This window comes from Bacillus sp. AFS077874 (genome assembly GCF_002566505.1).
GTDB lineage: Bacteria > Bacillota > Bacilli > Bacillales > Bacillaceae_G > Gottfriedia.
Window position 1 is genome coordinate 1 of sequence record NZ_NUYF01000049.1, and the last position, 13,443, is coordinate 13,443.

13 protein-coding genes and 1 other RNA gene are annotated in these 13,443 nt (G+C 29.5%); 4 read left to right on the top strand and 10 right to left on the bottom strand.

Features of this window, described 5'->3' with window-relative positions:
• Positions 1–347: 347 nt before the first annotated feature.
• The gene (locus COJ46_RS20785; RefSeq protein ID WP_483294982.1) at positions 348–536 is read right to left on the bottom strand and encodes a zinc-finger domain-containing protein; all 189 of its coding nucleotides are present in this window, start codon (positions 534–536) and stop codon (positions 348–350) included.
• Between the two features lie 13 nt (positions 537–549).
• Positions 550–1,206, bottom strand: coding sequence for a reverse transcriptase-like protein (locus COJ46_RS20790; protein WP_097978846.1), 657 nt, complete (start codon positions 1,204–1,206; stop codon positions 550–552).
• A 132-nt stretch (positions 1,207–1,338) separates the two neighbouring features.
• Here COJ46_RS20790 and COJ46_RS20795 point away from each other — a divergent pair, with 132 nt between their 5' ends.
• Both COJ46_RS20795 and COJ46_RS20800 read left to right on the top strand, forming a co-directional pair.
• Entirely contained in the window at positions 1,339–1,719 is a 381-nt protein-coding gene (locus COJ46_RS20795; RefSeq protein ID WP_097978847.1) for a reverse transcriptase-like protein, read from the top strand.
• 16 nt (positions 1,720–1,735) lie between these two features.
• Complete coding sequence (locus COJ46_RS20800) at positions 1,736–2,671, top strand: DMT family transporter (RefSeq protein WP_176522669.1); 936 nt, start codon at positions 1,736–1,738, stop codon at positions 2,669–2,671.
• 6 nt (positions 2,672–2,677) lie between these two features.
• On the opposite strand, the gene ssrS is transcribed toward COJ46_RS20800, so the two are convergent.
• The 6 genes from ssrS to COJ46_RS20830 all read right to left on the bottom strand — a co-directional run bounded on the left by ssrS (position 2,678) and on the right by COJ46_RS20830 (position 11,060).
• Positions 2,678–2,860, bottom strand: a non-coding RNA gene (gene ssrS / locus COJ46_RS20805) — 6S RNA.
• Positions 2,861–2,906: 46 nt separating this feature from the next.
• On the bottom strand, positions 2,907–3,743 hold the full coding sequence (locus COJ46_RS20810; protein ID WP_286133671.1) for a sulfurtransferase: 837 nt from the start codon (positions 3,741–3,743) through the stop codon (positions 2,907–2,909).
• A gap of 21 nt (positions 3,744–3,764) precedes the next feature.
• The gene (locus COJ46_RS20815; protein WP_097978849.1) at positions 3,765–7,361 is read right to left on the bottom strand and encodes a dynamin family protein; all 3,597 of its coding nucleotides are present in this window, start codon (positions 7,359–7,361) and stop codon (positions 3,765–3,767) included.
• A gap of 288 nt (positions 7,362–7,649) precedes the next feature.
• The gene (locus COJ46_RS20820; RefSeq protein ID WP_286133672.1) at positions 7,650–8,153 is read right to left on the bottom strand and encodes an isoprenylcysteine carboxyl methyltransferase family protein; all 504 of its coding nucleotides are present in this window, start codon (positions 8,151–8,153) and stop codon (positions 7,650–7,652) included.
• Entirely contained in the window at positions 8,153–9,244 is a 1,092-nt protein-coding gene (locus tag COJ46_RS20825) for a type III polyketide synthase (RefSeq protein ID WP_097978851.1), read from the bottom strand. Before COJ46_RS20825 ends, COJ46_RS20820 begins: the two co-directional genes overlap by 1 nt.
• Before the next feature lie 286 nt (positions 9,245–9,530).
• Positions 9,531–11,060, bottom strand: coding sequence for a carboxypeptidase M32 (locus COJ46_RS20830; RefSeq protein ID WP_097978852.1), 1,530 nt, complete (start codon positions 11,058–11,060; stop codon positions 9,531–9,533).
• A gap of 224 nt (positions 11,061–11,284) precedes the next feature.
• On the opposite strand from COJ46_RS20830, the gene COJ46_RS20835 reads away from it, so the two are divergent.
• Both COJ46_RS20835 and COJ46_RS20840 read left to right on the top strand, forming a co-directional pair.
• Positions 11,285–11,596: an ArsR/SmtB family transcription factor gene (locus tag COJ46_RS20835; protein ID WP_025671541.1), complete on the top strand. Its 312-nt coding sequence runs from the start codon at positions 11,285–11,287 to the stop codon at positions 11,594–11,596.
• Positions 11,597–11,712: 116 nt separating this feature from the next.
• Positions 11,713–12,231: an SRPBCC family protein gene (locus COJ46_RS20840; RefSeq protein ID WP_286133673.1), complete on the top strand. Its 519-nt coding sequence runs from the start codon at positions 11,713–11,715 to the stop codon at positions 12,229–12,231.
• A 62-nt stretch (positions 12,232–12,293) separates the two neighbouring features.
• Here COJ46_RS20840 and COJ46_RS20845 read toward each other — a convergent pair whose 3' ends face one another.
• Both COJ46_RS20845 and COJ46_RS20850 read right to left on the bottom strand, forming a co-directional pair.
• Positions 12,294–12,755, bottom strand: a complete 462-nt coding sequence (locus COJ46_RS20845; RefSeq protein ID WP_097978853.1) for an RDD family protein — start codon at positions 12,753–12,755, stop codon at positions 12,294–12,296.
• 375 nt (positions 12,756–13,130) lie between these two features.
• A complete protein-coding gene (locus tag COJ46_RS20850; RefSeq protein WP_069031948.1) occupies positions 13,131–13,334 on the bottom strand; it encodes an aspartyl-phosphate phosphatase Spo0E family protein in 204 nt (67 codons plus the stop codon).
• Positions 13,335–13,443 lie beyond the last annotated feature (109 nt).

The following is a 13,443-nucleotide window of genomic DNA, read 5'->3' on the forward strand; positions in this document are numbered from 1 at the left end:
TTCCAATCAACTTATTCATCAAAAAAAGTTTACAAATAAAACCTAATCAAATAGCCTTTACTTTGAGTAAGTTAACAGTTGTTTATTAAAATTTGTAGGTCAATTAATACAGAACATTAATTTATAAACCATTACTTTTCTAAATATTAGTTCATAATTTTTTTAACCTCTGAAAAAAATCTATTCTTTTTTGGGGATCAATAAAACTACAAAAATGATGTTTTAATCATAAAAAATGTTCACTAAATGCACGTTTTCCCTATTAACATTTTTATACCTCAACACTCTGAAAAAGAAGGTAATTAAATTCACACCTTCTTTTTCGTGTTTATTTAGTTAAGGGCAAGTTAACAGTCAGAAGTTAATTGCTTGCCGATCGTTTTTATTTTTTCTCCGATTGTACATTTATTAATACAAAATGATTGTGCGAATTTTTGACTATGGTCTTTTCTAAAATGTTTATAGACAAAACAGCCATCACAATAAGTCCTCATTAAAGTATCTATTTCCTCCAAGATTTCTTTACGTTCCAACATTCAATTCACCTCTTCATGTAACTTCAATCGTACTTATTATCTTATTCCCTTTAAGTGCTTGCGTTGCTAAATTATGAGCTTCTTTATTATCATTACGTTTAATAAGTTCTAATTGTAAGGTTAATTTTAAGTTTTTACATTTTCTTTCAATTCGATTTATGAATCGTTCATGTTGTTCTTCATAACAAGGCCAATCTCCAGTTAATTGATTAATGACTACTTGTGAATCTCCTTTAATAACAATTGTTTGTCCTGTTATATTCATTTCCTCTAATAGTAAGATTGCATTTTCAATCGCAGCAAACTCCGCTTCATTATTTGTCAATAACCCATCTAATTTTTCATTAAACCTTTTTCGATAGTTTTTACCATTTTGACTAAAGTATAAGCATACACCTATTCCAGATAGAGATGTTGCTAGATCAAATCCACCGTCAAAAAATATTGAAATATTATGAGGCTCTTCTTCGAGTTCTTTTAAATACTTTATTACTTGTTTTTTCGTCCACTCTGTGTCGAATTGATCTAAAAAAATGATTTCTTTTGTTCTACCTGTACTTTCAAAATCTTCCGCTAAAAGTAGTGCTTCTTTTATTTCTAACCAATCAGTTTCAAGGGTAATTTGATATTTCTTTTTGGTTTGATACTTCCAACTGATCTTTATCTTCATCCGACACACCTCTGCTTTTATTTATTTTAGACTTGCTATAGTTGAATATAAATTACTTCATTTCATATTTTAAGTTTTCATTTTTTTGAATATATACTAAAATGGTAGATATATAAGTGTTGGAGGTTTACTATGATTGAAGTTTATATTGACGGAGCTTCCAAAGGAAATCCCGGGCCTTCAGGTGCAGGTATTTTCATAAAAGGAATTAAAGAACCTGTTTTTTTAAGTATTCCATTAGTTTCGATGTCTAATCATGAAGCTGAGTTTCATGCATTGCTACTTGCACTAGATTATTGTGTCAAAAATAATTTAACAATAGTTTCATTCCGTACGGATTCAAAAGTCGTTGAAGAAAGTATTGATAAGAAATATTCGAAAAACGATTTGTTTATTCCTTTATTAGAGAAATCACTTAAGTTGATCGATCAACTTGAACTTTTCTTTATTAAATGGATTCCATCAAGCGCAAATAAGGTTGCTGATGAACTTGCTCGAAAAGCTATAAAATAAAAAAGGAATGGACGATATGAAAAATAAATTAATCGCTTTTTCTTCTTTACTCTTTGTGTCCTTCATTTGGGGTTCTTCGCTTTTCATTGTTAAAGAAACACTTAAGTTTGTCCAACCATTTACATTTAATGCATTACGATTTATAGTAGCAGCAATTGTATTATTTACAGTTCAGACTTTATTAAATCGAAAAAATAATAAAAGATATCGCGGAAAAGCTGGTTATATTTTCCCTGGAATCGTTATAGGATTATTTTTATTTCTAGGTTTTGTATTTCAAACATTTGGATTACATTACACGTCTATATCCAAATCAGGTTTTATAATAGGTATTAGTGTTGCGATTGTTCCTTTTCTTTTATTCTTTAAATATAAGAAAAAACCTACTTTACGGGAAAATGTATGTGCAATTATTGCCTTCATCGGATTATTTTTATTAACACTATCAACAAATTCTAAGTTTAATTCTGGTGATATTATTTCCTTTTTCAGTGCAATTGCGTTTGCTCTTCATATTATTTATTCAACGATCTACTCACCTAGTTATAATTCACTACAACTGGCAACTGTACAAATTACTTTTGTAGGTTTAACCTCTTGGACATTTGCTTTAATCTTGGAAGATTGGCAAGTCATTTTCAATCATGCATTATGGACAAATAAATTTTTTGTTTTTTCCATTCTATCTACTGCCATTTTTTGTACCGCTGCAGCATTCTTTATCCAAATGTTTGCCCAACGTACAATAAGTGCGACTGAAGTAGGGATTATTCTCGCTACTGAGCCAGTTTTTGCAGCGATTACTGGATATTATTATGGTGGAGAAAGATTACAAGAAATTGGTTTATTCGGTTGTAGTTTGATTTTAGTTTCTACAATTGTAACTCAAATTAGAAAGAACAAAAGTAAAAAGCAATTATATAAAGAAGAAAAAACCATTCACAAAATGTGAATGGTTTTTTTTCCCGCAAATGCCGTTATTCCTTTTATGTCTAAGTAAACCGAACTCCAAGGTGGATGTCCTCACAAGTAACGCTCATCCTCCTATATGTAGGCACGATGTTGTTACTTAAATATCGGTCTTCCGGTATACAAATCATTGGTTTAAGACATAAACTGACAACGCACACAGCAGGTTTTGTTTAATTTGTATTCTCATTCTATACCAACTAAAACTATTTTGCAACTTATAATTTTTTCTTACTCACAATATTTTCTTCATAAGAAATCCAATCACTAAAACTTCCTGGATAGAGTTTTACATTCGTATATCCAGCTTCAACTAACCCTAAATAATTAACACAACCAGTGACACCTGAACCACAATAAACAACAGTTTCATTGTCTTTTTTTAATGGTTTAAAGAGAGTTTGTAATTCTTCTTTTGTTTTAAATTCTCCTGTTTCATTTAAAACATCTTTCCAAAATGAATTTTTTGCTCCAGGTATATGGCCAGCAATTCGGTCAATTGGTTCAAATTCGCCAATATATCGAATAGATTCTCTAGAATCAATTAAATTGAAATCCTCATTTTTACTATTCTTCTTAACTTCATCCATCGAACTAATCATATACTCTTGTACTTTAATCTCGAATTTTTTAGGTATTACTTCTTCAATTTTAGAAGTTACTTCAAAATCGTTTTCCAACCATTTTTTATAACCACCATTTAAAACAAACGTAAACTGATGCCCTACTAAATTACATAAAAACCAACATCTTGAAGCATTATCATTCGTACCATCGTCATAACAAATTACAATCGTATCATGATCGATCCCTAGTTTCCCTAACAGATTTCCAAAATCAGTTAAGTTAGGAAACGGATGTCTACCTCCATGCTTTTGTACCGGACTAGATAAATCATTATTTAAATCAACATAACGAGAAAGCGGAATATGATTTTTCTGATACTCACTTAAACCATATTCAGGATTTGACAATTGAAATCGACAATCTAAAAATACAACATTTTTATTTAAGCGCAATTTGTTTGCAATGTTTACATCAATAATATTTTTCAATTTTAATTGTCCACCCTCATATTAAATTAATTTTTTAAATAAGTTTAATACTTTTTCATCTACTACTACTTCATTTAAGTTTTCAGTTGCTTTAATTGTTTGTTGAACATCATTTTCGATTTGATTACTGCAGTTTTGCAATACAGAATTTAATGCTTCAACATATTGAATGTGATAATGCTCTGCAAATAAGCTATTCATATTTGCTAAATACTCTTTTAATGGTGTTCTCAATTCGTTAATGCATTCATCAATCATAGTTTCTTTCATGTTTTCAACAAAAAAGCTTTTTGGATTTTTAAAGTAATTCTTTAAACTTTCAAATCGATCTACATTAATAAATTGATCAGGATTTTTTATCGAAACAGGTAAGATCTCATTAATTTCGCTTTTTTGAACGATAAATTCAGATTGAATAGAATGTATTTCATCAATTACTCGATCTTGCGACATTAATATTTCATTCGTTAAAAACTTCTCTAATCTAAATCCTGTTACTCTTAATTCCTTTAAAATCTCTTCCAATACTTCATAAATAAATTCACGAATTTTAGTTACAAATAATTGTTTAATATTTTTCGTTGTATTATTGAAAATACTTGGATTAAAGAAATAAGGGAATAAATCTCGCATCCTTAATTCGATACGCTTTTCGATAAAGAAAATTAATTGCTCGTTTTCTTTCATAAATGCTCTTGGTAAATTAGTCGGTTCTGCATTTCTAATCGATTCTTTAACTTTTTTCTGAATATGCTCAAGTTCGTTGAAGAATTGATCTTTTTCACGTTTTATTCTTTCAAATCGATTAATCGTATCACGTAAGATTTTTTCAATTGTTAATAGGTCATTAATAAATGTTTTAAAGACTTCATTCGCAATTTCAAATTGGAAGAAATTTTGGATTTTCGTATTTAATTTCTTATAATTACTCTGGATTTCTAAATTTAACTCTGAATCACCATATCCCTTCATCTGAAGCATACTTGAAATTGCAAAAACAGATGGGAAACGTACTCCTAATTTCGTTAATTGGTTAACAAAGAAATTTTGCACGATTTCGATTTCGTTTTGATCCTTTGCTAAATCCGAAGCATTTAACACAAAGTAAACTTTATCACTATCAAAGCTTTCTCTCATTCGTCCGATTTGCATTAAGAAAGACTCATCTTGACGTGTAAAGGCATGTTGATAATGTGCAACATATAGAATTAAATCAGCTTTTTTCAAATAGTCGAATGCTAGTTCAGTATGTCTTGAATGGATACTATTTCCCCCTGGCGTATCCACTAGTACGATTCCACTTAACGTGATCTCACAATCAAAATAAACTGTACTTTCTTTTACAAAACACGCTCTATTTTCTTCACTTATAACACTTACATACTCACTTAAATCATATCGCTTAGTTGTACCTAGTAAGCTTCTCATTTCTTCATAATTTTGACATACGCTTTCTGCATAAACGAAAGCATCAGTAGGGATTTTATCCTTTTGTTTCTTAATTAAATTTTGAAGGGTACTAAACCATTCTTTTTCATCTGCTTCCACGCCCCATTTTTTGAAGAAATCAAGAAACTCTTCTTTTAAAGATTCTTCCGATTTATAACTCACATCAGCTTTTTTATTACCAGATTCAGTTGTTGAGCGTTTAATCTTACAAATTGCTGCTGTTGTTGGGTGTGGAGAAACAGGTAATACACGATCGCCAAGTATAGTATTTATATAAGATGTTTTTCCAGAACTAAACGCTCCGAATAATGCAATTGTGTATTCGTTTGATTTTATTTGATCTCTTTTTTCTTTTAGAATACCGATTTTACTCTGGATAAATTTATTTGAAGTTAATTCGTCTAATATAAAATCAGCAACTCCATATTTAGCTTGAATTTCTTCGTTTGAATATTTTTTTGAATTAGTTTGTTCAATGTCAATAATAAGTTCTTCTTTTATTTCCGGTGCTTGAACAGTTAAAATTTTATGATTAATTAATTCACTAACTGATATTAAAGTAGGCTTAATTTCTGGCAATTCTTGATTCATTGCTTGATGATTATTTAAAATCGTCTTAATTTCTGAGACCATATGTGAAATTTTTTGATTATTAAACTCTAATTCATCAAATCCATCTATTTTTGATTGTAAATCATTCTTTTGATTTTTTAGTTTTAGAATAGTTGATTCATTTTGTACCTTAAGTTCCTTTGAAAGTGTATAAATAAATTCAGCAATACTTTTACGATATACCGCCTTAATTCCTTCACTTACTTCCTTCGTATACTGTAATAAATAGTTACCACCTGTATCAATCAAATGGGATGGCTTTGGACAAATTACATCTTCACTCAAATTCGGCTCTAAGATTTTATCAAAGTCACTGCTATCAATTTTATTATTTTCAATTTGTTTTACAGTTCGAATCGCTGCTTCTTTTACAAAATACTCAATTTGTTTATTTGTTAATTCTTGTACCTTGTGAATAAATTGACTTTTAGATTCATGTAAAGAATTTTCAAGTTTTTTTCTAGATTGAAATAATCCTTTATTTTGCAATGCCTTTTCTGATTCTAAATATTTTGATGCTAATTCTCTCATTTCAAATGGTGTAATGTTTGAATTAGTAAGAACTTGTTGTGTAGACTGCAAACAATTTTCCTCAAATGTTGAAACTGATGTTTCAATAACTTCAATTTCATTATTTAAATCATTATATTCCGATCTAATCTCATCAGCATTTTGATCGAGATCAATGTAATCGTTCTCAAGTTGTTGTATTTGTTCATTCATAATTGTTAAAAAGCTTGCATAGTCATTTTCAATTTGTATTACATCTTGATGACTATATAAGTCATTTAAATAATTAATAAACTGACTATATTCGTTATTATCTACAGATTTATCTCTTGTAGAAATATAAAAAACTTGTAAGTTGCCTAATCCTTGTTTTTTCAAGTTTCCAATTACACCATGTTTAAATTGTTCAAATGTCAATTCTGTTTCATCGTGTTTATCAATACATGTAATGACTAAACAAACTTTATTATTTTTTTCAACTAAATTATGAATAAAATCAATATTAGTTTTCGAATGAACATGTTGATAATCCATTAAATAGAAAATACTATCCGCTAGATGAATGACTGAGTTTGTCGCCTCTAAATGATCCATATCTGTTGAATCAATTCCAGGAGTATCAATTAAAACAGATCCAGTTGGAATTTTAAATAGTTCTTGTGCCCACTCGAGCTCAATAATTGAACCACTATCAGATGCTAATTTTTTTAGTTCATCTACTTGAATATCCTCTTGAATCTGATACATTTCACCATCTTTAAGCGTAATTAACATTTTACTTTCGCCATTTTTTAATTTTACAACGTTTGCACTTGTAGGTATTGGGCTTGTAGGTAGTTTTTCTACTTGTAAAAGATCATTTAGTAAAGATGACTTACCAGCAGAAAAATGCCCACAAAATACGTAATAACTTTCCTTATTTTGTATTTTGTATGCTAATTTTTTTAATTGAAATAATTCCTTCGAATTTCCTTGTTCAGAAAGTAAATTGATCCCTGAAGAAACCTTATTCAGTATTTCCCCTCTGTTAATCTTAGTGTTTTGCAACGTGATTTCCCCATTTCATGTCATACTCAAATAATTTCCCTAGCATTATTTTATCCCCATATATATTAATTTGGAAGAAGAATGTATAGGCATATGCATATAAAATAAAAAAAACTAGGTAACATCACCTAGTTTTGAACTTGTTTAAGTACATATTTAGTTAATAAAAAGTATAAAAGAATTGTAGCTGACACAAATCCAAGAACCATTTGACGCACAACCTTCCGAAGTTGATAATGATTTTCATTCTACATTAATCATAATCAGTTATTTTCCATTTGTCAATAACTATTCGATTGATTGTAAAAGCGCTTTATTTTCTTCTCGGATTCTTACTTTTAATAAAATTAAATTACAAACAGAAAAGATTACAGTTGTAATATACGCATGAAACATAATAGGTATTACTAATAATTCCATGGTAACGATCATGTAATTTGGATGCTTGATATATTTATAAAGGCCACGTTTTACTAATTTTTCATTAGGTAAAATAATGATTTTTGTATTCCATCTTTCCCCTAACGTTGAAATAACCCATACCCTTGCTAATTGTAATATGATAAAAACGATAAGGAGAAAGGTAAAAAATCTAATTTCTAAATAATGAATGAAATAATTCTCAATTAGAATTGAAATAAAAAACATGCTATGTAAGATGATAAAAAATTTATAATGCTCTTGGCCAAATTCAAGTGCGCCTCGCATTTTTAATTTTTTTTCATTATTCTTTGCTATACCTAGCTCAATCACTCTTTGTATGACGATGAATAAAAAAATAATCTTTAACATTAGCATTCTACCCACTTTAACAATGATAACTCTGAACTAAATCCTGGTCCTAAAGCACAAAGAAGACCGTACTCATTCGTTTTTCCTAACTTCATATACTCACTTAACACAAATAAGACAGTACAAGATGACATATTTCCATATGATTTTAAAATATTTAAGGAAATTCCGATTTTCGCTTCGGAAAGTTCTAATGAATCGATATATGCGTCCAATACTTTTTTTCCACCAGGGTGAGCAATGAAATGAGTTACATCCTTTATTGTTAGTTCATTTTCCGTTAAAAAATTTGAGACAACTGGATGTAACCAATCTTTAACGATTGTTGGTATATCTCTTGAAAAAATGACAAATAAACCATCATTCCGAACATCCCATCCCATTACGTCTAATGAATTTGGCATTAGAGTTGAATTAGTTTGTTCAATTGACGGTAAAGATTTATGGATCGTTCGATTTTTCAAATCACTCTCATCGCCAATAACTAGAACCGCTGCTGCTCCATCAGCAAATAATGAAGTTCCTATTATATTACTTTTGGAAAGATCTTCTTTTTGAAATGTTAAACTACATAATTCAACTGCAACTAGTAAAATATTTGACTTTGGATGGGCTTTACAATAATCAAATGCTCTAGAAATTCCACTAGCACCACCGGCACACCCTAAGCCCCATATGGGTATTCTTTTAATCGAAGAATGAAATGGCAGGATATTTGCGATATGAGCATCAATTGTAGGGGTTGAAATACCAGTTGAAGAGACAAAAATAATTCCATCAATTTTGTCATATTGAATTTCCGAAGATAGAAATTCATTACTATTCAAACAATTTTTAATAGCTTCTATTGATAATTCAATTGAGATTTCAGTGTAAGCCTGATTTTTTTGCTCAAAGCTATGTTCTTCGCTATACCAAGAAAGCTCCTTAGAAATAAATCGACTTTGAATCTCACCATTTTGAAATACAGATAATAAGCGATCGATTGAAGGATATCTTTTCAAAAAAAGCTCTCGAATAAAAGGCACAATATTTTCCTGATCGATTTTATATTTTGGTACAGCTTTCCCAACAGATAAAATTAAAGGCATAATTTCCCACTCCTTATAGTCATTACCTTTTGTATTAATTTGGAAAATTATTCTTTAATACATGAAAAAATCCTAGAGTGGAAATAAGATGCCATTCAATAAAAAAAAGACAATTCTCTATTCATTCATGGACCATGAACAAATAATAAGAATTGTCTAAGCGTTTCAAAGGAGTATTCTTTCTGTTGTGCAGTTTTAGTATATCTCATTTTACTCGAATCTACATTCGCAATTATTTCCATTAAAATGCTTCTAAAATAAAGCCTACAACATTTCTAATTCACAATTATGATTTATTTACTTCTTCCAACTCATACAATTTTGTATATTTTGATTCTAAATAATTAACAAAATATTTCACATTTAATTCTTCACCAGTAACGTCTTTCAATATTTGCTGTGGTTCCTTCATTGCACCATATTGATGAATATTCACTTTTAACCAATCAAGAATTGTTTGAAAATCATTCGTTTCAATTAATTCACTAAAATTTGGTAATTCTTTTTCCATTGTTGCTTTAATTTGAGCAGCATACATTGCACCTAATGCATAAGTTGGAAAGTATCCAAAATGCCCCATTGACCAATGTACGTCCTGTAAAACACCTTCTCGATCAGTTTCAGGAATTATTCCTAGATACTCCTCCATTTTTTGATTCCAAATTAAAGGGAGCTCTGAAACTTGAATTTTTCCATCTAATAAATCCTTTTCAATTTCATATCGAATCATTACATGTAAAGGATAAGTTAATTCATCAGCTTCAATACGAATAAATGAAGGCTTACTATTATTTATCACTTTATAAAATTCATCTAAAGTAACATTATCTAGCACTCCATTAAGTTGCTCTTTTAATTTTGGATAATTTGATTTCCAGAACTCATAGCTTTGTCCAATAATCTTTTCATATAAAAGGGACTGAGATTCATGAATACCTAAAGACGCTCCATGGGCGATCGGTAAACCATCCAAATCTTTGGAAATATTTTGCTCATATAGTGCATGACCACATTCATGAATTGTACTAAAAATGGCTTTTTCAAAATTATTTTCATGATATTTCGTTGTTACTCGAACATCACCTAAATTAAGAGAAGTAGCAAAAGGATGTGGAGTAGGATCTAATCTTCCGGCATCAAAATTATAACCAAGAGAAGTTAATAGTTGTTCACATATTTCTTTTTGTTTTTGCGTCGAAACGAATGCTTTCATCTCTTCTTTTTCAAAATTTTTCCCACTAGTCGATACAGCTTTAACAATCGGTACTAATTTATTTCTTACTTCTGAAAATACTTCGTCTAGTTTATTTACAGTCATTCCAGGTTCATATTGATCTAAATATGTATCATATTTACAGTCTTTATATCCTAAATATTCAACGAACTTACGTTTATAATCAATTATTTCAGTTAAATAAGGTTCAAATTTAGCAAAATTATTTTCTTCCTTCGCTTCTGTCCAAACACTTTCAGAAATTGCTTGGCATTTAACAAATGCTTCAAACTCATCAACTGGTATTTTCGTATTTTGATCGTATTGCTTTCTTAAATATTTTACTGTTTTTTCAACTTCTAATGAACATTTCCCTGCACTAATGGCTTCTTCCATTGTTATTAAATAATGAGCCATATCTTTTGAAGTACTCATTTTAAAAACATCGGCTGATAATTGACTAATTACATTTGAACGCTGACTTACAGCATTTTTAGGTGCACCTGTTCGAAGATCCCAATATAAAACACTAATTGCTTCTTCAATGTTTAACATTTTTCTTACATAATCTAAAAACGAAGCCTCATAATCTTTTAAGCTCATCAAAACACCCACCTTTTAAAATCGAATTTTCAAGTCAGCTAAATAGTAGCATAAAAAATATGTGGATAAATAAGAATTATCTTATTTTTCAAATAATATTTCTCGACAAAATGAATATTGTTCAGTAATTTCGTAGATACTACTCAAGTATTTTTTAGATCAACACAAATTTATATTCCGAATATTCCTTGACAGGAATATTCCTCATGAGGTATATTCTATTTATGAATTCGACTTTAATTGCTCTTGCAGAGCCGAACCGGTTACAGATTGTTGAACTCTTACGTGACGGTCCTCTATCAGTCGGTGAAATTGCTGAAAGCTTAGGACTTAAACAACCACAGGTTTCAAAGCATCTTCGCGTTCTAAGTGAAGCTGGGCTTGTCGAAGTTCAACCTATCGCCAATAAAAGAATTTATAAACTAAGACCCCAGCCGCTAAAAGAAATGGATTCGTGGATTAAGTCATTCCGTCACGTCTGGGAACAGAGATTCGATCAATTGGACGATTATTTAAAAAAATTACAAGGCAAATAATCTTAGCTTATTAATTGCACACAATTTAATTAGTACTAACTATTATTGAAAGGAGAAGTACCTAGTTTTTTAAGGAAGAAATAAAGTAAATAATAAATTAAATGGAGGAATTAATAATGAGTAAAAATATGTTTAATGTAGATGAGCAAGGATTAGTTTTAACAAGAGTTGTTGATGCACCTCGTGAATTAGTATTCAAGGTTTGGTCAGAAGCAGAACACCTTAAAAACTGGTGGGGTCCAAAAGGCTTTGAAATGGATGTAGCAACGCTAGAATTTAGACCAGGAGGTAAATTCCACTATAAAATGGAATCACCAGAAGGATTCGTTATGTGGGGATTATTTGTTTTTGGTGAAATTATTGAACCTGAGAAAATTGTATTTGTTAATTCATTCTCTGATCAAGAAGGTAATATGGTTCGCGCTCCTTTCTTTGAAGTTTGGCCATTGGAAATTCAAAACACTTTAACTTTAGAAGAAAATGATGGTAAAACAACTATTACATTAAAAGGTTTTCCAATCAATGCTACTGATGAAGAAGTTGCTGCATTTATTGCAAATAAAGATTCTATGCAACAAGGCTTTACAGGTACATTTGATCAACTAGATGAATATTTAGCAAAAACATCTTTATAAGATAAAAAGATAAATACCCTTTAAAGTTTGAAAATAGCTTTAAAGGGTATTTTTTAGTGCTATTAATAATAGACAACCTTCGTTTTAGCGATTAAATCATGCAATGTTTTCCGATCTTTTCGGAAGATAAAAAATAGATCAATTAGATACAAAATTCCGATTGCTTCTATAAATATTGGCAAATTTAGCTGGCAACCAAAAGCAAAGATTGAACGTAATGTCATTGTTTTGAGATCAACTAAGTCATCTGTATCCCTTACAACCATAATACTTAATAATCTTTTTCCTATTGTTTGTCCGTTCCAAATATAAGTAGGTACAATGACATAAAATAGGAAAATAAATAATAGCGACCAAATTGAATATAAAAACAGTTGCTTACTACTAAACATAAATAAATCTAAAATGTCTTTACTTTCTAACCCAAGTATTAATAACCCCAGTTTAGAAAATAAAAGATTTAACGAGCCATCGATCCAAGCTGCAAACAATCTTCTAAAACGACTTGCCAGTTCGAAATCCATCTAGAACCTCATTCCACATTTTTATAAAAAAATGGATATTAATCGATATACTCTATTATATTTAGGGAATTTTGTTTTTGATTAGTGATTTTTAACTATTTGTATTAATTTTTTTAAACAAGCTACATTATCTCCATTTTTCACTACAAATCGAATGCTATTTTTCTTAAAGTCCAGTTGAAACACAAACTATAAACTTCTCGATTTTTTAAACGTCACATAACTTTACAATTTCTACCCTTGTTCTCACAATTTTTATAATAGAATCTATAAAAAATAAATTTAGCTAATTGTTATCTAATTCTTTATACTAGTAGCTTTCCACTTCGAAAAAAATAAGACCACAAAAAATTTTGTGGTCTATGTACTATTTTATCATATTGGTTTAATATTAATTTTTGATTGTTTAACTGCAACCGTTTTCAACAATTTCTGTAGTTCTCTTAAATCAGTGTCCAACTGATGACGAATCTTTACTACTTCTTGATGATTGTCATTATTTTGATTTTGAGCTTCTTGCAACTTGATTCGTTTTTCTTCAATATTTCGTTCTAAAGATCTGGCTGTCCTAAAAAACATTCAAATTACCTCCTTTTCAAAAAAAGTATGAACACGCTTTCATTTTTATCTATAATACTATAAAAAAAATATCTTAAGACTTTCTAAATGTGAATATTTTTTGAACTTA

Excerpts from the sequence above, each read along its gene's own strand:
- COJ46_RS20785 (WP_483294982.1), bottom strand. The coding sequence starts at position 536 with ATGTTGGAACGTAAAGAAATCTTGGAGGAAATAGATACTTTAATGAGG.
- COJ46_RS20790 (WP_097978846.1), bottom strand. The coding sequence starts at position 1,206 with ATGAAGATAAAGATCAGTTGGAAGTATCAAACCAAAAAGAAATATCAA.
- COJ46_RS20795 (WP_097978847.1), top strand. The coding sequence starts at position 1,339 with ATGATTGAAGTTTATATTGACGGAGCTTCCAAAGGAAATCCCGGGCCT.
- COJ46_RS20800 (WP_176522669.1), top strand. The coding sequence starts at position 1,736 with ATGAAAAATAAATTAATCGCTTTTTCTTCTTTACTCTTTGTGTCCTTC.
- COJ46_RS20820 (WP_286133672.1), bottom strand. The coding sequence starts at position 8,153 with ATGTTAAAGATTATTTTTTTATTCATCGTCATACAAAGAGTGATTGAG.
- COJ46_RS20825 (WP_097978851.1), bottom strand. The coding sequence starts at position 9,244 with ATGCCTTTAATTTTATCTGTTGGGAAAGCTGTACCAAAATATAAAATC.
- COJ46_RS20830 (WP_097978852.1), bottom strand. The coding sequence starts at position 11,060 with ATGAGCTTAAAAGATTATGAGGCTTCGTTTTTAGATTATGTAAGAAAA.
- COJ46_RS20835 (WP_025671541.1), top strand. The coding sequence starts at position 11,285 with ATGAATTCGACTTTAATTGCTCTTGCAGAGCCGAACCGGTTACAGATT.
- COJ46_RS20840 (WP_286133673.1), top strand. The coding sequence starts at position 11,713 with ATGAGTAAAAATATGTTTAATGTAGATGAGCAAGGATTAGTTTTAACA.
- COJ46_RS20845 (WP_097978853.1), bottom strand. The coding sequence starts at position 12,755 with ATGGATTTCGAACTGGCAAGTCGTTTTAGAAGATTGTTTGCAGCTTGG.
- COJ46_RS20850 (WP_069031948.1), bottom strand. The coding sequence starts at position 13,334 with ATGTTTTTTAGGACAGCCAGATCTTTAGAACGAAATATTGAAGAAAAA.